Consider the following 25015-nt stretch of genomic DNA (forward strand, 5'->3'; position numbering starts at 1 on the left):
TTGGATAGCCATATTTTCTGATCCTATTTTAGCTTCTGCGCTATTTTATATTCAATACGATAACCCAATTTGCGAGTGAATCCGACGATATGTCCTGTCAACTTGCCCTGAAAGAGTGGAATGTCGTCTGCGAAGCGATCGCTCGCGGACAGCAGATTGTCCTAGCCCGCAAGGGTGGCATCGCCGAGCCTGAGGGGGAGTTTGCACTGCCCAAGAATCGCTTCTGGCTGTATCCCACCCATTTCCACGAGGCCCAATCGAAGCTCAATGGCCTGGGCAAGAAGCTGTTAGAGGACCATCCCGAATTCTCGCAGCCCCCCACGTCGCCCGAAGTGTCTATGAACTTGGTGTGCGAAGTGTCTGAGGCGATCTACCTGGAAGAGGAAGCCAAGCTGGATGTCTCGCTGTTCGAGCAAATTCTCAGCCGAGAAGCGCTTCACCTGCGATACCACTACCGGGCCCCAGGGATCCACTTGCTACTCGTGCGGGCGTACGAGGCAAGCCAGACAGCGACGGTCATTCCGACCGCCGCAATGTCGGGCTGTAAGAGCTGGGTCGAGTTGAACGAGCCGCTAGAGACTGGCGATCTTCGACCGATTGTCGATGAAGCTGATTTCGAGATCCGCAAGAATTTATTACTTTCCGCACTCAAAGCGTGAACCTACAATTCAGTGCCCTGTCCTAAAGGGGCGTTCGCAGCGAACGGTGTTTTTGAAAATGGTCTTGCCATTTGACATTTCATCGTTCAAAGTGAAACTTACCTAGGGACGCGTTAACGCAGCGCGTCATTACTGAAGACCTGCGGTCGGCTCTACACGGCGTTCTGTCCGACCAAATGGTGAGCTTTAGTAGAAAGGAGGTGTTCCAGTGGAATATGTCTGTATTAGCCGAAGAGGTGGCTCTGCCTAACGGCTACCGGCGGGTTGCCGGTAGGCAACCACATTCCTATCGGAACCTCTTCTGAGAATCCGATCAGGCTAGATATGAGGCTCCGCAAGTCCCACGTGGATTTGCGGAGTTCTCTTTTTCTTGGCAGTGTCTTTCGGATAGCGTAGCAAGACGCCAGTGGTCCAGCTCATCGAAAAGACATCAACATTGCTGACATCCGGCTTCTAGATTGACCCTATTCAAGATGGAAGCAAAGTGTCGGGGTCTCTCCGTTTGCATTAGCCGCTAGTGGCCGCTGGGCAAACAGCGCATAAAAAAACGCAGGACAAATGGTCCGGCGTTTTCATAGCGAAGTTTTCGTGAATTACGTCTACTTCTTCAGGTCAAATTCGTAAGTATTCTCGGCCTTATCTTCTACCGTCGCGGTGAGCGTGGACGCCGTATTGTACTTCTTGGGAATGTACGGCACATAGTTAGGCAAGCCGTCGGGGGCTGGCTTATCGCTTACTTTGTTGGCGGTGATCTCAATTTTCTTTTCGCCTGGCGAGGCGGTAATAGAGAACTCACCGTTGGTAATCGGACCGGCTCCAACGAGCCCTTCCCCATTGACCGGAATGAACAATATTTCGCCTGTTTCGACTGGTTCTCCTTCGTACTTTACCGTTCCCTTTACCACGATTTCGGTCGGGCCGCCACAGCCGAGAAGGGGAACCATCAGGCCTAGCACAACGAGCAGGGCCATCGATTTGCATGCGTATTGCATCGTCTTCCTTTCTGGAAACGAATCTTTCAAATTCCAATCGGACAGCGGAGCTGCAAGCGATTAATACTCGCCGGGAACTTCGCCGCCGGCCTTCGTTCCCAGATCTTGCCAGGTTTGCGTATTGACCGTTTCCGAGACGAACTGCACGCTGGCATCCATCAGGGTCACCATCGCGCCGCCTGGGTGTTGGCTGCGGGAATAGAGGACCTGCGTGTTGGTGTCACTGGCACACGGTGCATACGATGGCGACTGTGGCGAACCTTGGCAGATACGTGTTTTGTCCGCTGCGGTCGTATTCGGAGGTAAACGCGTGCTGACGATGCTACTCAAGTGATCGGCCCGGTAATAACGCCCTCGCCAGTCGCGGGCACCTGACACATTGGATTTCACCAGCAAGATTTCCGCTGCCATGACGGTGTTGGCCGTACCGTCAGTGCAGGACGAAAAGTCGGTGTCCGAAAGGTAATAGAACATGCCGGTCGCGTTGTTGTCGGTGGTCGTCGTGATTTCTTCGTTACCATGACACAGCAAATAGTTGCCATGAAAACCGTCGTTAAAGTCTGGCGGTGGATCCGCTGTCCCGTGAACTTCGCCTGTTTGACCGCGATTAGGATCCGAAGGGCACATCAACGTTTCGATCTTCGTATTCATCAGATCGCTGGGAAACGCATTCGAGTTTCTGGTCAGCATGTACGGTTGAAGCTGATCGTGGAGTGGTCCCTGTTCGAGAAACGGCAGAAGCACCGGCATCCAGGACATCGAATGAGGCGGCGTGTTGAGCGAGTCATTTAAACCATCTGCGAACACCCCAGGCGGAAACACCCGGTGCGTGTCGTGGTAGTTGTGCATTGCTAAGCCCAACTGTTTTTGGTGATTCGAGCATGTCATGCGGCGGGCTGCTTCACGGGCTTGCTGCACCGCTGGCAGTAAAAGCGCAATCAGCACCCCGATGATCGCAATGACAACAAGTAGCTCGACGAGCGTGAAGCCCGTCCGTCTGAGAGTCATGGTGTGATCCTTCAACGCGGAAAAGAGAAGATAACGGAAAAGAATTCCTCACACGCATTCTACAAGGTGGCAATGATTTACATCCATAGGTTTTTAACAAAACATATAATTTAATGACAGCACCCCTCTGCAGCCGATCGCTATTTCAGGTGGAAACAAATTACCGTAAGAGTCTTGGCTCAACGCATAAAAAAACGCCGAGGTGTTCACCTCGGCGTTTTCTCTGATTTAAATATCTTCAGATCAGGAAATGCTTAGGGACGCGAGAGCGTCAGTTCGGCATCGAGAACCTTTTCGATGCGTCGCGTCGTTTCCAAGATATGGGCACGCGTATAGGAATCGAGTTCCAGTTCTTTCTCTTGCAGGTCCTGCAGTTTCTCGTGCAGATCGATCAGCTGGGCATAAGCAATCGTCTGGCAATCTGCCGGAGCATAAGCGTTCCCCATGGCTAACGTTGACAAACGCTTCAGGTAGTCTCGCTGCAAGTTGCGACGAAGACTGCTGATCGCTGGCTGGCGAACCGAGTACTCGCCTTCTTCCAGCGAATCGACTTCGCTGAAGATCGAACCGGTCAGGCTCTCGATCATTTCCGCCGTCGAGAACGCATCTTGATCGGCAGGAACTTTCAACTCAGCGTCGTGCATCCGTTCCAGCGTGATCGACGAGAGCAATCGCGAAAGGATTGTCGACTGCCAGCGTGAGATCGTATCGTGGACCGGGTAGTCGCCGCGAATATCGAAGCTGGTTCCCCAGTGATTCCAGTGCGAAGGAGCCAACTTGTTGTACAGTTCGGCGTCGAACTGGAATGGCTCGTCACTGAAAACCTGATCGGCAAGCAACTGCATAGCCTCGCGTTGCTTCTCGACTTCGACCACTTCAAAAGGTGCTGGTGCATCTTTTTGTCCCTTGTGCGAGCGATTCACGTGCACACCGCCGATGTAGCGGGATGCGAAGTACATCGCTTGACCATGGGTGTTGAGCAGCGTGTTGAAGGCCTGACGAACACGGGAATAGTCGTCACCATCTTCCACGACGCGATCGGCTAAACCATCCATTGCCGCCTTGACGACTTCCGATTGGTTCTTGGCGAACTCGAGTGGATCTTTGCCGAAGTCGAACCGGTTCGAGTCCGGATCTGGCGACATGCTCGTCGTGTCTTCATCGGTCAGGAAGGCCAAACCAGGCTCGGTGCTTTTGGAAGCAACCTTCTTGAGTTCACCTTTCTCACCGTCGGTACCACCACTAAATGGCTTGTAGCCATACTCGATGGCCCAAACATCGTAGACACCAACCGACTGCGGGAAGAACTGACCCTGCTTTTCGCCAGGAGGGGCGATGTGCGGTGGGACATAGTCCATCACGCTGGAAACGGTCGTTTCCCCATCTTCCAGTTCGGCAATCTCTTCCAAGCTAAGGTACTTGCTGGCCACAAAGTTATGACGCAGGCCCAGCGTGTGACCCACCTCATGCATGGCCACTTCCTTCAGGCCTTCCATGATCATGCGATCAAGCAACGCTTCGCGCTGTTTCTTGATCTCATCGGCCGAAGGTTCTTTTTCTTCCTCTTCTTTGGACTCGTCTTCCTTGGAATCCTCGTCCTTCGCATCTTTCTTATCTTCCTTCTTGTCGTCGGAAGCTTCTTCTTTCTTCTTGTCCTTATCCTCGGACTTATCGCCGTCCTTCATCTCTTCGTCGGACTTGGCTTCTTCCTTTTTCTTCTTCTTTTTCTTCTTCTTTTTCTTCTTCTTTTTCTTCTTCTTTTCGGCCTTTTCCTTCTCAGCATCGGCCAAAACAGCCGCAGCACCATAGGCGAACTGGTGCGACATTCCGCCAGAGAGCATGCACTGATGACGTGGCGAGATCGAACCGACACGCTTCAGGAATTCTTCCTGGCTATTAACGTCTAGCGGGCCACCAATCAGCGCTTCGGTCGCTTGCGGATTGTAGTTCTCGAAGGCCATCTTCCAGTAATTAAGGAAGTCGGCGTCGAAGATGATGTCCGCGTCGAGGATCTGCCCTGTGTAAGGATTCACACGGCTCGGGCCCATCGCGAAACCAGCGTCGGAGGTAATCCAACGGAAGGTGTTATAGCGAACGTCTTCCGGATCCCAATCAGCGTCGTCTTCCTGCTGGCGAACGTGAATCGCATCGATAAAACCGGCCTTTTCAAAGGCCTTATTCCATTCCAGAATCCCGTCGCGAATTGGCTTACGATACTTATATGGAATCGTGTTTTCCATGTAGAAGATGATCGGTTCTTTAGGCTCCGACAACTTAGCCGATGGGTCGGCCTTCTCCAATTTCCAGCGATTGACGTATCGCACGAACTGGTTGTCGTCCGACTTCGAGTAGTTCTTCACCGCAGTCAGGAAGTAACCCACGCGATCGTCGGCAACGCGCGGCGTGTAGCCACCGGTGGGGATCTTGCTGATCGAATAATGCACATCGATCGTCAGACCACGCGAATCCGGCACCGAGTCGATCGACGAGCGTCCGCTCGACTGATAAGTTGCTTCGACTTGTAGTTCCAGGTTCTTCTCGAAACCCTTCACTTCACCGAAGATCGACTTGCTGGCCGAGAACCCGAAGCCTGGCAACACGTCGCCGATCATCGGCAGGTCGCTCATGAAAACGGGTGTCACTTCCAACAAGTCACCACCACCGGGGCCTTTGGTGGCAATCGGAATGCTGAACAGCACGCTGTCGTTGTAAGCGTGCTTCACAGCGCGTGATTCAGGCTTGCCGTCTTGAGCTTTGAAACGCACGTTCTTGCGAACGATGTGAACGCGATCGTCCACTTTGCGAAAACTCCAGACCCAGTCATCGCCGAAGCCCCACGACATGCCGCCGTACAGCGGCTCAACGCCGGCACCCCGGGCAATCGAGATCAGCACGATGAACTCGCCATTGTAATGCGAGTTGTTCAACTCGAAGAACATCCGATTCCCTTTGTGATAGGTGGGAATCAGGCCGTCTTGTTTCTTGAAGTCCTTCAAAATCGCGGCGTGTGCAGGCGAACCAGAACTGCTGGAACTTCCACCGCCGGAACTGGAAGAACTCGATCCACCAGTCGTCGCGGCGACTTCAGAAGGGATGCCTGCTTTGGCCTTGTCCCCGTCCGTCTTCGTCTCGTCCGCCATGGCAAGGCCCGCTGTCGTCATGGCAAACATCGCCGTGACACACCAAGCCGTCGACCAACGCAACAATGTATACACCTTCATGCGTACAACTCTCGTACTATAAAAAGGGAGGGAGATTTCGATAAGCTTTCGGAATATCGTTCTCTCGTTTGTTTGCCTATAGCGACTGCTACTCACCGCGACGGCAGCGATCGCCCCTCAGGTAGAGGTTTCTCACCGAGAAATCTTGCAACATTTGACAACGAAATTCGGAAAACGTTCCAATGCGGCACATTTAGATCGCTGGGAAAATATACCCCACTTTAAGCGACTTCCGTATTTGTTCTATTCTGCGCATGGGATTTTGGGAAAGAAAAGCCGGTTATACCAATAAAAACGTCTAGAGTCACCGATTCATCCATAAACCTTGCTGGTAAACTGCTCAGGAAAGTTGCTCGAAAACGCCGAAAAATGACTGACTTTGCCCCAAACCCCATCCAGGTTCTTTCCGAGTTTCAGCTACCTCCAACTGAAATTCGCAGCATCATAGCTTGGGAAGGAGGGCTTAGCGGAAGCGAGGTATGGAAAGTCCAAACGGACCAGGCAAGTTACTGCTTGAAGCTTATGCCGCCTGAATTTTCGGTCAATCGTTTACTCGCCGCCCACCAAGCAGCCCATCATCGCCGCCGCTTGGGGATGACGACCTTGGCCGGCTACCTCCCAGCGTCTACAGGGCAGACCTATGTCGAAGCTAACAACCGGCTATGGGAACTTCAGACCTGGATGGACGGATTGTCGCCGTCTGTTCCCTACTCCGCACCGCATAGGAAGGCCATGTTTCACGCGATTGCAGAGTTTCATACCTACCGCGAAACACCCCCGCGCGAGACGGCCATTTCGCCCGGAATCACCACCCGCAGCCAACTCTGCCAGAAGTGGAGCTTGCGGCACACTCAAAATCAATTTCCTTCGCTTCGCAGCTTCGGGCATCCACACTGGAAACCGGCGATCAAGCAATTCCTAGACAGTTTTGTTCTGTATCACACACGCCTGCAGACTTTGTTGAAGTCCCAGAAGCAAGAGCGCTATGAGCTAGAAGATTGTATTGCCGATCCACGTCCAGAAAACTTTCGCTTTCACGAAGACCAACTGACCGGCCTGTTCGATCTGGGCTCGATGCGGTGGGACAATATCGCCTTGGATGTCTCTCGTTTGGCAAGCGAAGTCTCCTCCGACGGAAAGGTCGACTGGGATTTTGCATTCCACGCCGTTAGCACGCTTCGGCCACTTACCCCTTCGGAAGAGCGGTTAGCAATGATCTTCGATGCAGCAAACGTCCTGTTGACTGGGTTAAACTGGGTACAGTGGCTCGTGATCGACGAACGCCGTTTCGCAAACTGTAACCATGTCAGTTCTCGATTATCTCATCTCACGGCACGGTTAGCGAAAATAGACCAGCACACGGTCTGGCAGTTGAAATAGATTTGCCGTGAAACGAACGGACGTATCCGACATCACAGACTGAGCACTGGCATTGGCGAACAATACCCCGATTGCCACAGACATCCGTTACACTGAAATGCGGATTCTGCATTTACGAACCCATCATTTTTTCCGAAGATGGTGGGAGACCGCCTTTTAGGTCCTCACCAGCTTTTTACTCGGTATAGAACATTCTTATGAAGCGTTTGGCCCCCATCGCACTGACGTTGCTTCTTTGTTTCCTTCCGACCACGATCATGGCCCAAGGACTGGGTGGAGATCTGTTCCAAGGAATCGAAGGCTTCGATGATTTCGGCGGTGGCAACCAAAGCGAACCAAATCTCAAGATCACGGCCAGCTACGTCATCGACCCGGCGGCCACGCACGGCCGCGTTGATATCACCGCGACCGTCGGCAGCGGATGGTGTGTCTACTCGACGACCCAGCCCAAAGGCGGTCCGATGCAGACCAAGTTGAAGGTCGAGAGCAACCCGGCCATCACTGCCGTGGGCGAGTTCACCCCGGATCATAAGCCCAAGATTGTTCCACCCGATAAAATCATCCGCGTCGCGCAAGAGAAGTTCTACGAGAAGGTTACCTGGAGCGCACCGTTCTTGCTCGCTCCCGGCACCAAGGCCGAAGACCTGAAGTTGAAGGTTAAGCTCAGCGGGCAAAGCTGCCACGACAAAGGAACGTGCGTCCCAGTCTCGGCCGAGGCTGTCGCGAAGTTCGACGGGGAGCAGGAAGTTCCCAAGCCTGAGAATCTGCTGCCTGAGAAGGCCACCACCCCTGGCGGAGCAATCCCACCGGCAGATTACAAAATCCAAGGCACTATGGGGGACTACACGACCGAAGGTAACCATGGCGTCTTAAGCGGTAAGTTCGTGCCTTCTCGGGTAGAACCTGGCGACAAAATCACCGTCACGTTGAACTTCAAACCTAAAGGCAATTACCACATCTACGCCTACTCGCCGACCGATTCGACCATCGGCTACAAGTCGACTCAGATCGCATTGGCCGAAACAACCCCATGGCTGGCGACGCAAGCCGCGACCGAGAACCCGGTGATCGAGAAAGCTCTCATCGAAGGCTTCCCCGCCGTGCGTTACCACGATGGAGAAACGACCTGGAAGTTCACCGTTCAAGTTCCCATCGACGCCGTGCCTGGTAAGTATCCACTGGTAGGCTACGTCGGTTATCAAACGTGTACCGACACAACCTGCGATCGCCCCTCAGGTGCGATGTTCGAAGGGGTGGTTCAAGTCGGTGAAAAAGGCAAAGACGAGTCGGCGCCGCTGGCGTTTTCAGCGGCCAAATACAATCAAGCCGCCGAGCGAGCCAAGGTGACCCACGCGGAAGTTCAGGATGCGATGGGGGACAATGCAGGACCTGTGATTGGTCTCCCTAAGCAGGAGCAGCCCCCTGAAAACAACGTGATGGCACCGCCTGTTCCGCTGAACAACAACATTCAGTGGACAGTACTCAACCCTCCGGAGACTGCGAGCCTGGCTTGGATCATCGTGCTGAGTTTTATCGGCGGGGCGATCCTCAACCTGATGCCGTGCGTGCTGCCGGTGGTCGGGTTGAAGATCCTTTCCTTCGTGAATCAAGCCGGGAAGCACCGCGGTCAGGTGTTCATGCTGAACCTGATCTACTCGCTTGGTGTGATCTTCGTGTTCATGTTGCTGGCGGTCGTTTCCTCGTCGCTGAATCTTATCGTCGGTTATTTCAACCCTGGCGATGGCACCGCCGGTGGTGCCGACGGGCTCGCCTGGGGCCAATGGAGTGGTGACTGGCGATACATCCTGGCCATGATCATCCTGGTCTACACAATGGGCTTAAGCATGCTCGGCGTGTGGGAACTGACGATGCCGAGCTTCATGGGAAGCGGTAGCGTGGCCAATGCCTCGAACAAGACCGGCTACGGCGGGGCGTTCTTCAAAGGGATCGTTACGACGCTGCTGTCGACGCCTTGTAGTGGTCCATTCTTAGGCCCTGTGTTCGGCTATACCATATCGCAGCCGACGATTGTGACCTTCGTCGTCTTTGGTTCGATCGGCCTGGGAATGGCTTCGCCTTACTTGATTATCGGGATGAACCCACGCCTGATTGCCTTCCTGCCCAAGCCGGGCAACTGGATGGTCGCTTTCAAACAACTGATGGGCTTCGTCATGATGCTGACGGTGGTTTACCTGATGTACACCATGCCCGATGAATACGTCGTTCCGACGTTGACTCTCTTAGTGGGCTTAGCAGCCGGCTGTTGGATGCTGGGTCAGGTCCATATGCTGGAACATAAGAGCTCGAAAATCGCTACTACCGTCGGGGCGTTCGTCGTGGCGATCGGCATTGGCTACTTCGCGTATAACAACCTTATCGAAGGGGACGCCCACGACGGCAGCATCGCCTGGAACACCTATGCCGAAGAACGCTGGCCAGCCCTGGAAAACGACATCTACGCCCGGCAGCAAGCTGGCGAGACGGTCATGGTCGACTTCACCGCCGACTGGTGCCCGACCTGTAAGGTGAACTACTACACCGCGATCAACACCGACGGCGTGGGCGAAGTGGTCAATCAGCACGGCATTGTGCCGATGCTCGTCGACTGGACCAACACCACTCACGACAACAGCCCCCAAGTTCAGAAATTCATCAACAAGCTGGGCTCCAACAGCATCCCTCTGCTGGCCATCTTCCCCGGCGGCAAAGCAGGCGAAGTCTTCGTACTAAGCGACCTGCTGACCGAGTCGAAGGTCATCGAAAGCTTAAACGCCGCCCAACAGGAATCAGGCAACGTACCCAAGCAAACGGCAATGCAGGAATAGAATGGTAGGGCAGGAGTAGACCGGCAGGGTAGCGATCTATTTCTTAGTCCCCTCTCACCTCGGGGGAGAGGGGACAAGACTTTTAGAGACACCGCTGGAATTACAAGCGGGGCATTCCAACGCAAGATTACAGCCGGCAGTTGGCGATGTTGGTTTGTAGAATCGCCGACGCGCCAAGTTCTTCTAACTTCTCCATCACGCCGATGACTTCCTTGCGTTTGACCATGGCTCGCACGGCACACCAGTCGGTGTCTTCCAGCGGGTTGATCGTCGGCGAATTAAACCCAGGCGTAATCTGTTCGGCAGCGGCCAGTTTCTCGCGGGGAATGTTGTATTCTAGCAGCGAGTAATCGCGAGCAATGACCACCCCTTCCAGGCGACGTACAATCCGATCGGCCAGCTCTGGTTGCCGGTTCTGCTTGTTCTGGATGAGCACCGTTTGATAGCTGCCAATCTCGGCGAAAATCTTCAAACGATTGGCGGCCAGCGTGCTGCCCGTTTCGACCAGGTCGACAATCGCGTCGGCAATGCCCAGCGAGATCATCACTTCCACCGAGCCCGACAGGTTCACCAAATGAGGCTTTGCTCCGTTGGCTACCATGTAGCTCTTGGTGACATTGGGGAAGCTCGTTGCCACGCGGCAAGACTTCATGTCCTCGACGCTCTTCCAATCGGTATCTTCGGGAACGCACAGTGCTAAGCGGCATTTGCCCACGCCCAATTCCATACGCGTCTCGACGTCGACTTCTGCTTCCTGCACCAGGTCGCTCCCGGTGATGCCCATGTCGATTGCACCCTCGGCGCACAGCACCGGGATGTCGTCGGTTCGCAGGAAGGTGATGTCGATCGGCATATCGCGAACCCGAGCAAACAGGCTGCGATCTTGACGACGGAACTTCATGCCTGCGTCGCCGAGAAGTTCGGTGGCGACTTCCGCGAGTCGCCCTTTACTGGGAATGCCAATCCGGAAGTTTTCCATGATGGTTCGCTTAGGGTTGGATGGTGGTTGCAGAAATTACTTAGAGTCGCGGGCCGCTTTTTCATCAATTCCAGAGACACCAAAGCGGCGTCCCAGTTCGGTCTCGACCTCGGCCAGGGAAATCTCGCGATGCCCCAGCATGACCATCAAATGATAGATCAGATCGCCGGCCTCGTAGATCAGATGCTTCCGTCCCTGTTCTCCCTCTTCGCCGGCAGCTTCGACCACTTCGGCTGCCTCTTCCATGATCTTTTTTCCGATCTTGGGAACACCACCTTGAAACAACTTGGTAGTGTACGACTTCTCGGGCGGATTCGCGCGGCGATCTTCGATCACGGCCATCAACGCTGCGAGAACATTCACGGAAGAATCTGCGTTAGGTTCGCCGGACAAAGCTCGGCCCCTTGTGAGGAAGTTCAATTCGGTATCGGACCCAACCCCCTTCGTCGAGTGGCCGGGAATCTAGTATTGTAGTCAGGCAGGGGTAAACTGAAAATTGCACCCCCAGCAAACCTTAACATCCGCAGAAACTAGGATTTACCCCTAGAATCGACCACCATAAGCATGACCAATCCCACGACTGACAAAGAGTTTAGCTTCCTTGACTGCTGGTTTCTAACTGGGGCAACCGCCAGTGGAAAAACGCGGGTTGGCCTTCGTCTGGCTGAGAAAATTAACGCGGAAATCATCGCCCTCGACTCGATGTCCCTATATCGCGACATGGATATCGGCACTGCGAAACCGACCCGTAATGAGCAGGCCGCCATTGCCCACCACCTGATCGATGTGCTCGATCCGAACGAGACTTCCAGCATTTCCCACTACTTGGAACTGGCCCAAGCGACCGTTCAAGAGATCCGCAGCCGCGGCAAACAGGCCCTCTTTGTGGGTGGTACCCCGCTCTATTTAAAGGCCCTGCTACGAGGTCTCTCGGAAGGACCAGCCCCTGATCTGGCCTTGCGCAAGGCCCTCGAAGAAGAGGCCGCCAAAGTGGGTAACGCGGCCCTGCATGCCCGCTTGAAAATGGTCGACCCGCTCGCAGCGGCTCGGATTCATGAAAATGATACGCGGCGAATGGTCCGAGCGCTCGAAGTGCATCAGGCAACCGGCCAACCAATGAGCCATTACCAGTTCGAGTTCGCCGATCACGCTCGGCCTGAAGACTGCCGCGTGTTCTGGCTCTCTTGGGAGCGTACGGTCTTACACCGACGGATCAACGACCGCGTGGAAGCCATGTTCGAGACCGGATTGATCGAGGAAGTGCAGCGTCTACTCGACACGCATTCCCCACTCAGTACGACGGCCATGCAGGCCGTGGGCTACCAGGAAGTGATTGACTACCTGGCCGGCAATCAAGAGCTTGAGTCTGCGAAGGAGCGGGTTAAGGCCCGCACCCGGCAGTTCGCCAAACGCCAGTGCACGTGGTTTCGCAGCCTGGAAGAATGCCGCGAGGTCCCCCTCGCCGGACAGTTCGACGCCGAAGCAGTCGCCCAGCAAATCTATGAACTGGGCTCGACTTTGTAGAACGATCGCAAGCTAATCCCACCAGTTCACGTAATAGGCCGACAACCCCATTGCCATTCGCAATAGCAACGTGATCAAGATATAAAACGAAAAATGCATGAAGCCCGACAGCGGCTGAATATCGAACGAACCTGCCGCCGCAAATCCCCCGGCAATTAAAAACACCACGGCCGTAATCACGTAGTACGGTAGATTCTCGTTCAGGTCAGGGCTCAGTTCCCAGTAACCGATCAGAAACGCATAGATCCCCCACAGAAGCGCATAAGCTGCCGAGCAAACGGCAACCCGGACCCATAATTCCTGTCCGGAATAGGCTTCAAACTCATCATCTCGCAGAAACCAATAGCCGCTCCAGCACAGCGGTAACGCGACCAAAAAGGAGCCTGCCGCGACGACCATCGTCAGGCTACTTTTGTCTTCGGTCGAATGCCCAATGAAAAACGCGATCGCGAAAGCGGAAAGGGCTGCCGTCATAACAACGGCCAATGCCGTCATCGAGAACGTCGCATCCTCGCGTGCGACCGGCTTGAAGACCAGCTTCCCTTCTTTCGACTTCACGCCGCCGAACTGCTCCTGCTCGCGCAGGACAACCTGTTCCGACAGGGCAGGAATCGTGATCGGCTTCTTGCAACTAGGGCAAGGACCTTCGCGTCCGGCAAACTTGGCGCTGACTTCAAAGCGTTTGAAGCAACTCGGACACGTTACGCGTATTTTTTCTTGCTGTTCGGCCATGTTGTTCCGCGATAAGGATCGAAAGCAGGGCTTCCAGGGCGATGTAAAGACAAGCTGAGCCGCGCCCTTAACTTGCCCGGGGCTCACATTTTAGTCAACTGCTGTGCGAATGATAATGTGCCATAGGATGATGCCCTAAGTCGATATCTGAGTGAAACTTCCGCGAAACTATTCCTTTTTTACCGATCCACAGGCTTGAATTCATCATTTGTTTAAATCCAGCCCCTATCTTGGAAGAACTATCATGGGCAGTAGGACGCGGCGACTTGATTCGATTTTCTGGATGGGAGCAAAGGTGAATACCAAGTCCGAAACAATCATGTTCCTGTGCCCTAACGGACATCGGCTCAACGCACCTCAGCGACTACAAGGCCAGCCCGGAAAATGCCCGCACTGCAACGTGCGGTTTCGTGTTCCGAACGTCTCGCCCGAAACTGCCACGAATTCGCGTGAATTGACAACAGCGGCTTCGACATCGTCTACCAGTGCATCGAGTGTCCGAAATTCCGAGGAAATTAGCTCGGCGGGGGATCCGCTAGACCTCGCAGGTCTCGGACTGCGAGACAACGCGGAAACATCCGACATCCTACAGGCCACACTAGGCGCAAAGCCCGCCGCAGCCCCGGTCGTCGCGGGCCATAGCCGTCTATTTGTCGAGTTCACCCATCTCTGGAAAACTCGCGGTGCGGAGGTCTCCTTTGAAATCCACCTGCGCGAGGGAGAAGTCTTTGTTCCACACCACTATTCGCCTGAGAAATCATCGCCAGAACTCGGCTATTTCGCTCGTAAGGCCGATTCGGGCAAATTTCAGATCCATCTGATTCCCTGGAAAGCCGTTTCTCGGCTTGTGGTCAGCGGGTTGGCCGACCTTCCCTTCGAGGCCTAATCCGCGTACCCTAGAAGGTTACTTCCCCTAATTCCGCATCCCAGCTTGGTTTAAGGGGTTACGCCGCCTGAGCAGCGGCGGTTAGCTTTCTAGCAGTCCTGTCCACTTCGTTACCAATCAACGTGCAAGATAACGCCGTGAACGCCGTCGACATGAAGGCCCGTGTGGGGGCCGTTCGGTACTTGAACACCAAGCCGCTGGTTCACGGCCTAGGTCAGGCAGATACCCCCTTCACGCTTTCCTTCGATTACCCCAGCCATTTGGCCGACCAGCTCGCATTGGGGCTGTTAGACGTGGCGCTAATCCCCTCGATCGAGTACTTTCTGGGGGACAACTACCGAATCATTACCGATGCCTGTATCGGCTGCTTGGGCCCGGTGTGGAGCGTGAAGATCTTCTTTCGCGTTCCCCCCCAACAGGTACAAACGCTGGCCCTCGACGAAGGCTCCCGAACCAGCGCCGCGATGGCTAAGATCCTTCTCGCCGAGCGGCTCGGCGTACGCCCTCGGCTACAAGCGCTGCCGCTGGGCAGCGACATGCGGGACTGCGAAGCAGACGCCATCTTGCTCATCGGTGACCGAGCAATTCACCCCCCGGCGATCGATGCCGTCGAGGTCTGGGACCTGGGCGAAACGTGGGTCGAGTGGACCGGCCTGCCGTTCGTGTTTGCGATGTGGGTTGCCCGGCCAGGCATCCCCACCGAATCAATCGCCCAACATCTGATGCAGGCCCGTAACAGCGGACTGGCAAGCCTTCAGGAAATTGCTCAGCGGGAAGCACCCAACTATCAGCTGACAACCAGTGAGTGCTTCCAATACTTTCACGATAATTTACATTTCACGCTGGGCCCGCAGGAAAAAGCTGCGCTCACGCGTTTTTACGACTATGCAGTTGGATTAGATTTAGCACCCAGCGGCAGGACACCCATATACGATGATTGCGAAATTGCTCGATAAAGCAGTTGCCGGAGAGCGACTGACCCCGGAAGAAGGCCTGAAAATTCTCGAGTCGAACGACCTGCTGGCGATCGGACGCGCCGCCGATGCGGTCACGCGGCGGCTGCACCCCGAGAACTACCGCACGTACAACATCGATCGCAACATCAACTACACCAACATCTGCACGGCCGTTTGCCACTTCTGCGCGTTCTACCGCAGTCCCAAAAGCAAAGAAGGCTACGTGCTGCCGCGCGGTGAGATCCTTAAGAAGGTCGAAGAAACGGTGGCCCTCGGCGGCGACCAGATCCTCATGCAAGGCGGCCTTCACCCCGAATACAAGCTCGATTGGTACGAAGAACTGCTGGGCGACATCAAAAAGGCATTCCCGCAGGTCAACCTGCACGCATTCAGCCCTCCCGAGATCCACCACTTCACCAAGGTCAACAAGCTTCCGCTGCGCGATGTGCTGCAGCGATTGAAAGACGCCGGACTAGGTAGCCTACCGGGGGGCGGTGCAGAAATCTTGAACGACCGCGTACGTCGTGAACTGACCCGCGGCAAAGTCATGACCGCCGACTGGCTGAACGTGATGCGTGTCTGGCACGAGATCGGCGGCCATAGCTCGGCCACCATGATGTTCGGGCACGTAGAAACCCTCGCCGAGCGTATCGAGCACCTGGAACTTGTTCGTCAGCTACAAGACGAAACAAGCGGCTTCACGGCATTCATCAGCTGGACCTTCCAGCCAGAGAACACCGACATGAGCCACATCCCTCCGTCGGGCACGTTCGAGTACCTAAAGACCCAGGCCGTCTCGCGTCTGTATCTCGACAACGTCCCCAACATTCAATCAAGCTGGGTCACCCAAGGCTTGAAGGTCGGTCAGTTGGCACTACTGTACGGTGCGAACGACATGGGGAGCCTGATGATTGAAGAGAACGTCGTCGCCGAGGCCGGCACCGTCCACTTCCTAACGCTACAAGAGATCCGCGATTCGATCTCGGAACTGGGCTACGAACCACGCCAACGCAACGTCCATTACGAACTGTTCCCCAAAGAACACGAAATGAAAGCCGTCCAGGCCAACGCGCTGCGAAATAAAGAGCTGGTTACGCTGTCTTAATGCGTCACCTTGGTTCGCATCGCTGCGGATTAAACGATCCAGCCGCCTGCCCTACAAGCTTCCCACATTATCAGGGCCTCCGGCCTTAAAAGATCGCCGCACTACGGTTGCGGCTTCAACTGCCAGCTCTCGTTGAAGAAATCGGCATCGACGATCTTCCCGGGCCATAGGGCATCCGGCTTGGTCGTTACGTCTACGATCGCCCAGTCGGGTAGCTTCGGCACCTGGCGGGCATTGTTCAGATAAGCGTACTCGCGGTAAGTGAAGCCGCTGTTGATCACCACGTACTTGGCCGGGTTCAGCGGATTAGGGTAAATCAGCACCGGGGCGTTCTCGGTTGCCTTATAGGTCTTATCGTCGACGGTGATTTCGTTCTTGCCCCATTTAATGGGCAACTTGTCGGCGATTTTGGCGAGAACGGCGTTGCTGCCTGGGTCGCCGAACAAGATGAGATTACTGGTCGCAATGTCTGCCTCGGTTATCGCGTCGTCTGCTTTAACGATCGCATCGCCGCGAAACTGCTGTCGCCACTGATCGACTAAGTGATCCATCTCACCCACAGCCCACGCGTTGACAGTCTCGTTCCATGGCTTGCCGGTGGGACCTACTACGACGAAGCGATCGAGAAATGCGTCATCGATCGGACCTTGCAGCTCCGGCACTTTCGCCAGGCTGGTCGGTTCGCTCCAGCCAAGCTTCCAGCCGCTAGGGCCGAATTCCAATCGTGCCGACCACGATCGGTCCGTTTCTGGTTGAGGAGCCGTCAACTCAAACGTGTCCCCTTCTCCGCCGACAACCGAAGAGGCAATTCGGATTCGCACCGGCTGGTCGACCGTTAACAGTTGCTGCCCGGCCGGGAACTTGAGTTCCAGATGGGTGACGTTCCGCGTGCCGATGACGATCGAATTGGTCGGAGAGTCTACCTTCGCATGCACACGAGCCTGCTTCCAATGCTCTTGCAGGCCGGCCACGGTCACCCAGTGCATGCGGGGATAACGCAGCGTATATGTGGCGAAGCGAATTTCGCGGGGCGTGGTGATGCGGCCAACTTCCGCCAAGGCGTCGAGCTTCGCGGAAATGATCTCTTTAGAATCCGCGTGAATCGAGTGCTTCGTCTCAGGCCCAATGATATGCGTCAGCCGCATGCCCTCGGCGGCAATCGCTTCCTGCATCACGTCGGCGGCTTGCTTCTGGATGTCGAGTTCGCCACTGTAAGCGATCGTCGGCAGGTTGAAGACATTCGCCGCATAGCCAGGACAGTCGTACCACTGCCAAAGCTTTTTCTCGTACCAGGTCGGCTCAAGCGTTTCCTTCTGAAAGACGTCTAAAAACAACGGCGTTTCTGAGAAGCCTGCCCCCGGATTGGCGGCAAAGAACAAGTCGGGATAGTGCATCGCCATCTGCCAGCACCCTGCTCCGCCCATCGAAAAGCCGCGGATAGCGACCCGATTGTCGTCGATGCGGTAGCTGCCTTGGACGTGCCGCATTGCTTCCAAAATGTCTATCTCGCCAGCGAATTTGAACGCATTGCAGTACCGCCCAAACGGATGCAGCACGATGGTCCCGGTGGGTTGGTACTGCCCTGGCTTCTTCAATCGTTCGGCAATGAAGTTGGCCTCAGTGTTGCGTTCGCCGCGGCCGTGCAGCCAGATGTCTAAGCGGAAAGCATCGGTCGAGTCAAAGTTGTAATCGGCCGGAATCTCGAGACCGTACGGCTGCACCGTGTTGTCGATCTTCGAGCGGTAGCCCCGCACGACCAGTCCAGTCTGCGTCGTCCAAGGGGTCCTCCCTTCCATCAAGCTCTCGGCCCGGTTCAGGCCTTCGGTCAACGTTTGCTTTGCGGCGATAATATCAGCCGGCTTGTAGAACTCGCGGTAGGTAAGGGCTTGTTGTAGGGCCCGGGAGAAGATCTCGACGTCCGGCAGCATCAGCGGCGTCATCGCGTCGCGGCGCATCTTCAAGCGTTTGATCAAGTCGTCGAGACGTTCGAGCCCTTGCGCCAGTTCGGCTGCGTCTGCGGCAGGGACCTCGATCCCTTCCGGAGGCACCGGTCGAACGGTGCCCGGGATGTTATCGGCCGGGCCATCCGCCCAGAGGGTACTCGCTGATATGCAGAACGCAACGACAAGAAGCAGACAGTTTCGCATGAGGTCAATCCAGGTGGGGGCATGGGGCCGAATCATACCAACATCGGCCGGGCTTTGGATTGATTTTAACGGCTGCTCAACCGCGAGGAAACAACGCCTTACGAAGCTTCCTTCTCGTCAACGATTTCTTCGCGAACGATGACTTCGTCGTGATCCTTGCGGGGATCCTTCGTTTCGTACCAGCGTCGCGGCGAATCCCACCCGAATTCGTCGTGATCGGTGTAGACGTAACGCAGCCGCATCTTCTTCTGGGGTGGCGCGGGTAGTGGCTTCGGCTTCGGCGGAGACGCAGGAACAGGCTGAGGCTCTGGGGCAAGCTCGAGTTCTGGCTCAGGTTCCAACTCGAGCTCGAGTTCTTCGGCGTAATCCCACTGCGGTTCCGGTTCGAGGATGGCATCGGCCACGGGGAACTCTTCTTCGTACGGTTCCTCTTCGACTGGCTCTTCTTCGAGCAGCGAATCCCAATCGATCTGCGGCTTGCGGTTGCTGTCGGCATCTTTCAGCCGATAGTTCACATTCCCATTCATCTCGAAGCCAAAGTCGGACAACGACAACAAGTATTTGTCGGTGACTTCGCTACCCTTCAAGCGGTAGCTGACTTCTTCCTGCAAGATATCGCAGCGAAGTCGTACCGGCTCTTCCTTGGGCAACTTCACGACCGGCAGCGGAAGCGGAACTTCCTTAACCGGCTCGACCTTTTTGATCACTTCGTACTCGATGGGCACGTATTCCGGCAGCACGACTTCCGTGTACTTGTACGATGGCGGCGGCACTGGCTCTGGCTTGGGGTCTTCAATATGAACGGTGACCTTCGGCTCGGGCAGCGGAGCTTGCTTGACCTTCGGTTTCGGGGCTGGCTTGGGTTCTGGTTTGGGCTCGGGAACGGGTTCAGGCTCTGGTTTCGGAGCCGGTAGTTCCATGGCCGGCAGGGGTTCGTCGATTTCGATCAAACCAGGACGGCAGATCCCGGTGAACTTGGGCAGTGCCCGAACGTCAGCCCCCATGCCTTGGAACATGGCGGCGATGTGTTCGTGACACGTGAAGATCAACAGCTGATGCCCTTCGGCGGCGAACTCTTTGAACACTTCCGCCGTGGCCTTCGACCGCTTCGAGTCGAAGTTCACCAGCACGTCGTCCAAAATCACCGGCAAGACGCGGCCTTGGCGAGCAAACAAGTGAATCAACGCCAGGCGAACGCTCAAAAAGACCTGCTCGCGGGTACCTTCGCTCAAGTGAGCCAGGCTCTTGGAATCGGCGTCACGTTCCTCGACAAACAAGGTGTTCTCGTGCAGCGGAGTCCAAATCCGGATGTATCGGTCATCGGTCAGCTTCCGCATGTACGACGAAGCCAACCGCAGTGTTTCCGGCTGACGATCGTTTTCGTAGACCCGGCGAATCTGTTCCAGCAGGCACGATGTGGCCGCGTAGGTCTGCCACTTTTCAATGGCTTTTTCCAACTGGGCTTCCACTTCGGAAAGCTCTAACTGAGCATGCAACAGGCGATCGTTCTTTTCCAGCGTTTCAAGTTGAACCTTCAACTCGCCGCGACGCTCGAAGCATTCCTGCATCCGCTTCTCGGCGTGCTGATGATCGTGCAGCAGTTTGGCAAGCTGTTCGTCGGCATCTTTGCTGATGGTCGTTTCCAGCCACGCTTCGATTTCTTCGAGCGTGCTCTCGGCCCCGATCTTCTCGTCGATCGTTTCGGTCAAGCTCTCCAGGGTGAGTTGCAGCTCTTCGACTTCTTCCGTGCGAACAATCCAGGTCAGGTACTCTTCTTCGTCGGCGCTGCTGGCCTCTTCCAGAATCTGCTCGCGTTCGGCGATCAATTCCTTCGCCTCGGCTGCGACTCGGCGGAAGTCGCCGCGGACCTTCTGGCCTTGATCGAACAGGCCAGATCGCTGCTTCTGCTTGCCTTCCTGGCGGACCAGGTCATCTTCCAGTTGCCCTAACAGCAACAAGGCATCGTTGGTCTTCGGCTGCACGCCAACATCTTTGGCCAAGTGCGAAATACGAGCCAACAGGGCTTCTCGTTCTCGCTCGGCGATGTCGTTCTCGCTACGAATGGCTTTCAACCGCTTGCGGTACTGATGAATCTGGGCCAGGAAGCGACCTAGCGATTTGATCAGGTCGGGGTTGATATCTTCCGGCAGATCGAGAATCCGCAGCGCGTCTTTCCAGTTCTTACGAGCCCGGACCACGGCAGCTTCCAGGTCGCTGATCTCACGCGTGCTCGACTCTTGCTTTTCGCGAACTTCGCCCAGCTTGTGTCCCAGCGGAATCAGTTCTTCCAGGCGAACCAAATGGTCCTCGGCGCTCTTCAGCCGGGCCATCAGCGCCCCGTTGCCGCGCGGCAGCGAGATGTCGAGTTCCTTCTGCTCGGAAACCGCTCTGTCCAGCTGCTGATCCAACAGCATCAACTGACGCTTGGCCGAATCGAATTGCTGGGCCGTCTCGTTGTCCATCTTTCGCTTCATACTGTACGAAGCAATCATCGCCATCGAGCCGAAGATCCAACCGAAATGCCCCAGCCCGGAACCAATGAGCAAAGCATTTCCAAAAATCGACATCAGCGTCATCGAGCCGCCGCCGATAAACAATGCCCCCAGAAACACCATTTCTGGCTTGGGCATCATCTGATGCTCGAGCAGGTCGTGCGTTTCCGCTTCCGACTCACGGTACTGGACGCGGATCTGGTCGATCTTATCTTCGACCTGAATGCGGCGACGCAGCAGGTTCACCAGATCGCCGGCCTTAGATAGGGCCTTGTTCAGATCCTCTTCGCCCAGCGAGGTGAGCGACTCTTCCACTTCGCTCTCGACACCTAGCAGCTCTTCGTCATGCGTCGAAGTATGTCGTTTTCTGTCTTCCAGCTCTTGCGTGGCGTTCTCGTACGTTCGCAGTGGATCGCGTAGCGAACGAAGCTGCTTGCGAGACAAGTCAGGGCGTTTGCCACCGCGCGTCTTGACGCCGGTCTGTTCCCACAGATCCTCGATCTCGGAATTGATCTGGCCTACTTCTTCTTCGTTACGTTCCAACTGCTGGGTGAGGGACAAAATCCATTGCCGCTGTTCTCCCAACGCATCGACCCGGGCAGCCTGACGAGCAAGCTCTTGATTGACCGGAATCAAGCTATGCTTCTCACGCAGCTCGGTGTAATTGGACCGCAGCTCGCGGCACTTGGTCCGTTTCTTCGAGATCTGATCTTGCAGCGAATGCAGATGACGGAGCGTCTCGCGAGATACTTCTGGCAGCTCGCCGTACCCGTCGATCTTTTCGATCAGCTTGTTACGGCGATTGATCTCTGGCCGCAAAGCCTGGCACATTTCGACGAACGCGGCGACTCGCTCCAGGTCGCCTGTTTTGAACTGAAATTGATTGATCTGCGTTTCGAGGGCCCGGCGTTGATTGAGCAGGTTCGACCATTCCTGCGTTCCGCCACGGAGCTGCTCAATTTCCTTCTTTAAGACCTGATGCCGTTCCAACAACTGATCGACCAGGGCTTCTTCTTTCCCGCCGGAAATCAGTCCGCACCGCGAGGTCTCCAGTTCGCGCATCACCTCGGCCAGCGAAATGCGATCGAGCCCGCTGGTCAGCTCGTAAATCTTCTGGGCGGCCACGCTATCGTCGAGCGTTGCCAGCAGTTGCATCTCGCGCAGGCCCACTGCAAAGATATTGCTGTAAGTAAGACGATCGACCCCTTCTAGCAGCGCATCTAGCTGCGCGCGGCTTTGCCGAGTTCCGTCTTTGGCTTCAATCCAAACTTGCTCTTCGGTGCCGTCGTCGTTGAAACGACGCACGACCTTGAAGCGGCCCATCGAACCGTTCACGCGCAGTGCACCACCCGGCTCGCCACCATGCACCGGAGGCAAATAGCGGCGTTCGGCGTCCGGCTCTTGACCGTACAGCATCGTGCGCAGGAAGTGCAGCAGCGTGCTCTTACCTGCTTCGTTGTGGCCAAACAGGACGGTAATAGTCGGCGAAAGCTGTTCGACACTCAGGTCGTGCCAGACACCGAAACCGTCGATTTGAATTTGATTGAGTTGCATCCCTTCACTCCTGAAGATGGCCTATCACTGGCAGCCGGCGAATATGGTTGTCACTCGGCTCGCAGCAATCGGACGCCCAGTCGGCGTGCGTCTTGCAACACGCGACGGCGATTTTCTCTTGATTCAATGGATACCGCCTCGGCTAACTGGCTTTCCTCGTGCCCTTCGGCCAGGAATTGCGTTAGCTCGATCGGCAGACTTGGATCGGCAGCCAATTCCCGCGTCAAACGCAGGTAATCGCCGCAGATCGACTGTTCTTGGTACCACGCTTCAGGAATGACCGAGGCCGTTTCGACGGTCAGTTCGTAAGTCCACGAGCCCATCGGCTCTTGACCGAACTGCTTGTTCAACTCGTCGGTAACCTCTTGCCAGGTCTCTTCCTTCAGCAATTCGCGGGTAGCCTCGTTGGCCACGATCACGCGCCAGTCGATCATCAGCTGGCGATTTCCCTTGGTGGTATTGAGCGTGTTGAGCCGGTTTTTGATGATCTTGGTCAGGTCGCTGACCTTCTTGCAGTTTTCCAGCTCGATGATTTCGCTTTGCCAGCGGCAGACATCGGTTGGGATCGCTTCCATGGCGATATCCCCTTCCTCGTCGACTTCTACCAGCGTGCAGCTACGTTGGCCGTTGTGGGTGATGCTGCGACCCTGGGGCGAACCGGCGTAAACAGCGATCGCTGGCGAGCAGTTCAGCTTGTCGCGAAGATCTCGACCGCCCAGTGCCCAGTAAGGAATCCCGCTTCGGGCAATTGAATCGGACTCGAAGTCCCCGTTCAAAGCGCCCAGGGTAAAGAGGCCTGCGGCATCGGCTCGAAACTGGCTCCAGCCAGGCTCACGGCCGGTAAAGCCTTGGGCGAGGATCGTACAGATCGCAACGTCCCCTCGCTGATGCAGAATCTCGACCGGTTTGCCAGGACCAATCGTGTGGACATTCGACGGCAAATGAATTGAAGCAGGCCACCGCGCCGGCGGATCGGTTTCGCCGCCCAGCCAATAGACCTTAATACCGGCATCGCTGAGCGTTTCCAGCTGATCCAGCAAAAACCCGACAATTACCGGGCTACTTTGACGAACATCCAGTACGTTTCCGGTGATCAGCACGAAGTCGACTTCATGCAGCAGCGCATTTTCCACCACTTGCTGCATCGCCTGACGCGGCGCACTGAGGAAGATCTCGCGCAGATGCTCGGGGACTTCAGGAAGCCCGCCTAGCGGCTGATCGAGGTGAATATCACCGGTTTGTATGAACCTGAAAGGGGAACCAGGCGTCACGGCCTCTCTCCATGGCTGACGACCTTCAAAATATCATGCGATAGCATCATGCATGCTTGCACACCGGGAGTAGTTTAACGAAACAGCAAAGTTTCGCCTATCCAGATTTATTAAAGTAGAGAACCTGTACGGCCGACACCACCAGGCCACCAACACGAGGGGTCGACGTCTCTAAGGTGATCCAGACGAATAAGGGTGGCTCAGAGATTCATCTCTGAGTGGCCAAAGGCCACAAACGGCTAATACAACCGGCCCGAACCCAGAAGCAAGTATCCATCCGCAAGGCCTCTCACGAACGCGGATCGCATGCCTGATACCCGCTTCACGCCCCGCGTCCGCGAATCTAAAAAAATTTTCATTTGAGCACTATACATATGCTACACCAGGCTGATATATCTAAATCATGCCCAGGGGACGCTTCCCCGGCACCGTGCCTATTTTCTTTTTAGGCATACGAAATCCGTACCCAGTTTCGCTGCTAGACAAGCAGCAAAACGTAGGGCCCGCGTGTCGCGGGTCGGACGCCTGGTACCCGCTTCGCGACCCGCGTTCGCGCGGGGCCCTACTAAACTAACCCATCACTTTGCACACAAATATTTACGAGCACCGTTATGTCCCATCACCACGAAAAACCTGAAAAACACGAACCGGGCGCCTCCGCGCACGGTTCGCAGGTTGCCGTGATCGATGGCAACCGACTCCTCTGCCCCTGCTGCGGCGAAGTCCTGGCACTACTGGCCGACGAGCCTCCCCAAGAGCCACCCTTCGAGAACCCCATGCACCGGGCCGAATACGGCAACGATCCGCTAGGCCGCCCCCAAGGGGCAACCTTGAGCGCGATCATTCGAAGGCAAGAAGCCCAAGAGGCGATCACACGTGAGCCAGAAGAACCCCCGCAAGTAACCGAAGAAGAACACTTCACGCGAGTAATGGACGAAGCAGGTCCCAGCTACCGGGCAGACCCCTTGGTAGTACCCATCGATCCCGAGATCGAAGCGTACGAATTCCCCGAGGAAGATCCTCCCACAATCGAGAAGCCCAAGAAGTGCCAACCTCCTAAGCTTCCACCACTGGAGCCTCGACCAAAACGCGACCGCCAGCTTCACCATCGTTACCGAGAACGGGAAATCCGTCGCAGCAAACAGCCAATCCAAGAGCCGTTGTCCTACCAAGAGAAGCGGTTCTTCGCCTGGACCTACTACCGCATGAAGGCGCTCAACCTGCAACTGCAGGGAGAAATATGCGCCAAGCAAGAAGAGATCGACGCGTTAGAGCGTGAACTCA

Annotated in this window: 17 protein-coding genes; 8 read left to right on the forward strand and 9 right to left on the reverse strand. The window is 55.6% G+C overall.

Annotated elements, in window-relative coordinates:
* Nucleotides 1–89 precede the first annotated feature (89 nt).
* Nucleotides 90–659 (forward strand): DUF1802 family protein, encoded by a 570-nt coding sequence (locus tag HOV93_RS05655; RefSeq protein ID WP_207395487.1) that lies wholly within the window; start codon nt 90–92, stop codon nt 657–659.
* A 599-nt stretch (nt 660–1258) separates the two neighbouring features.
* On the opposite strand, the gene HOV93_RS05660 is transcribed toward HOV93_RS05655, so the two are convergent.
* From HOV93_RS05660 to HOV93_RS25650, 3 genes are all read right to left on the reverse strand, one after another.
* Entirely contained in the window at nt 1259–1651 is a 393-nt protein-coding gene (locus HOV93_RS05660) for a hypothetical protein (protein ID WP_207395488.1), read from the reverse strand.
* A 60-nt stretch (nt 1652–1711) separates the two neighbouring features.
* Nucleotides 1712–2659 (reverse strand): DUF1559 domain-containing protein, encoded by a 948-nt coding sequence (locus HOV93_RS05665; RefSeq protein ID WP_207395489.1) that lies wholly within the window; start codon nt 2657–2659, stop codon nt 1712–1714.
* A gap of 254 nt (nt 2660–2913) precedes the next feature.
* Nucleotides 2914–5880, reverse strand: coding sequence for a zinc-dependent metalloprotease (locus HOV93_RS25650; protein WP_235989837.1), 2967 nt, complete (start codon nt 5878–5880; stop codon nt 2914–2916).
* Between the two features lie 369 nt (nt 5881–6249).
* Here HOV93_RS25650 and HOV93_RS05675 point away from each other — a divergent pair, with 369 nt between their 5' ends.
* Together HOV93_RS05675 and HOV93_RS05680 are read left to right on the forward strand one after the other, a co-directional pair.
* On the forward strand, nt 6250–7260 hold the full coding sequence (locus HOV93_RS05675; RefSeq protein ID WP_207395490.1) for a phosphotransferase enzyme family protein: 1011 nt from the start codon (nt 6250–6252) through the stop codon (nt 7258–7260).
* 197 nt (nt 7261–7457) lie between these two features.
* Nucleotides 7458–10085 carry a protein-disulfide reductase DsbD family protein gene (locus HOV93_RS05680; RefSeq protein WP_207395491.1) on the forward strand — a complete coding sequence of 876 codons (2628 nt, stop codon included), beginning with the start codon at nt 7458–7460 and terminating at the stop codon, nt 10083–10085.
* Between the two features lie 127 nt (nt 10086–10212).
* Here HOV93_RS05680 and hisG read toward each other — a convergent pair whose 3' ends face one another.
* Nucleotides 10213–11064 carry an ATP phosphoribosyltransferase gene (hisG, locus tag HOV93_RS05685; protein ID WP_207395492.1) on the reverse strand — a complete coding sequence of 284 codons (852 nt, stop codon included), beginning with the start codon at nt 11062–11064 and terminating at the stop codon, nt 10213–10215.
* Nucleotides 11065–11100: 36 nt separating this feature from the next.
* Nucleotides 11101–11427, reverse strand: coding sequence for a phosphoribosyl-ATP diphosphatase (locus tag HOV93_RS05690; protein WP_315853350.1), 327 nt, complete (start codon nt 11425–11427; stop codon nt 11101–11103).
* A gap of 201 nt (nt 11428–11628) precedes the next feature.
* Here HOV93_RS05690 and miaA point away from each other — a divergent pair, with 201 nt between their 5' ends.
* Nucleotides 11629–12588, forward strand: coding sequence for a tRNA (adenosine(37)-N6)-dimethylallyltransferase MiaA (miaA, locus tag HOV93_RS05695; protein WP_207395494.1), 960 nt, complete (start codon nt 11629–11631; stop codon nt 12586–12588).
* A 12-nt stretch (nt 12589–12600) separates the two neighbouring features.
* Here the strand turns inward: miaA and HOV93_RS05700 are convergent, their stop codons facing one another.
* Nucleotides 12601–13320: a hypothetical protein gene (locus HOV93_RS05700; protein ID WP_207395495.1), complete on the reverse strand. Its 720-nt coding sequence runs from the start codon at nt 13318–13320 to the stop codon at nt 12601–12603.
* Nucleotides 13321–13615: 295 nt separating this feature from the next.
* Here HOV93_RS05700 and HOV93_RS05705 point away from each other — a divergent pair, with 295 nt between their 5' ends.
* The 3 genes from HOV93_RS05705 (at nt 13616) to mqnC (ending at nt 16267) form a co-directional block, all read left to right on the forward strand.
* Nucleotides 13616–14206, forward strand: a complete 591-nt coding sequence (locus tag HOV93_RS05705; protein WP_207395496.1) for a hypothetical protein — start codon at nt 13616–13618, stop codon at nt 14204–14206.
* A gap of 137 nt (nt 14207–14343) precedes the next feature.
* The gene (locus HOV93_RS05710; RefSeq protein ID WP_315853351.1) at nt 14344–15162 is read left to right on the forward strand and encodes a menaquinone biosynthetic enzyme MqnA/MqnD family protein; all 819 of its coding nucleotides are present in this window, start codon (nt 14344–14346) and stop codon (nt 15160–15162) included.
* Complete coding sequence (gene mqnC, locus HOV93_RS05715; RefSeq protein ID WP_207395497.1) at nt 15140–16267, forward strand: cyclic dehypoxanthinyl futalosine synthase; 1128 nt, start codon at nt 15140–15142, stop codon at nt 16265–16267. The genes HOV93_RS05710 and mqnC overlap by 23 nt, the downstream gene beginning before the upstream one ends.
* A gap of 101 nt (nt 16268–16368) precedes the next feature.
* Here the strand turns inward: mqnC and HOV93_RS05720 are convergent, their stop codons facing one another.
* From HOV93_RS05720 to HOV93_RS05730, 3 genes are all read right to left on the reverse strand, one after another.
* Nucleotides 16369–18414: a prolyl oligopeptidase family serine peptidase gene (locus HOV93_RS05720; RefSeq protein WP_207395498.1), complete on the reverse strand. Its 2046-nt coding sequence runs from the start codon at nt 18412–18414 to the stop codon at nt 16369–16371.
* A 98-nt stretch (nt 18415–18512) separates the two neighbouring features.
* Entirely contained in the window at nt 18513–22460 is a 3948-nt protein-coding gene (locus tag HOV93_RS05725) for an ATP-binding protein (protein WP_207395499.1), read from the reverse strand.
* 50 nt (nt 22461–22510) lie between these two features.
* The gene (locus HOV93_RS05730; protein WP_207395500.1) at nt 22511–23731 is read right to left on the reverse strand and encodes a metallophosphoesterase family protein; all 1221 of its coding nucleotides are present in this window, start codon (nt 23729–23731) and stop codon (nt 22511–22513) included.
* 611 nt (nt 23732–24342) lie between these two features.
* On the opposite strand from HOV93_RS05730, the gene HOV93_RS05735 reads away from it, so the two are divergent.
* Nucleotides 24343–25015 (forward strand): hypothetical protein (locus HOV93_RS05735; RefSeq protein WP_207395501.1); only part of this gene is annotated, 673 nt, incomplete at its 3' end.

Origin of the sequence: Bremerella alba (assembly GCF_013618625.1) — a bacterium.
In the GTDB taxonomy this organism is placed as follows: domain Bacteria; phylum Planctomycetota; class Planctomycetia; order Pirellulales; family Pirellulaceae; genus Bremerella; species Bremerella alba.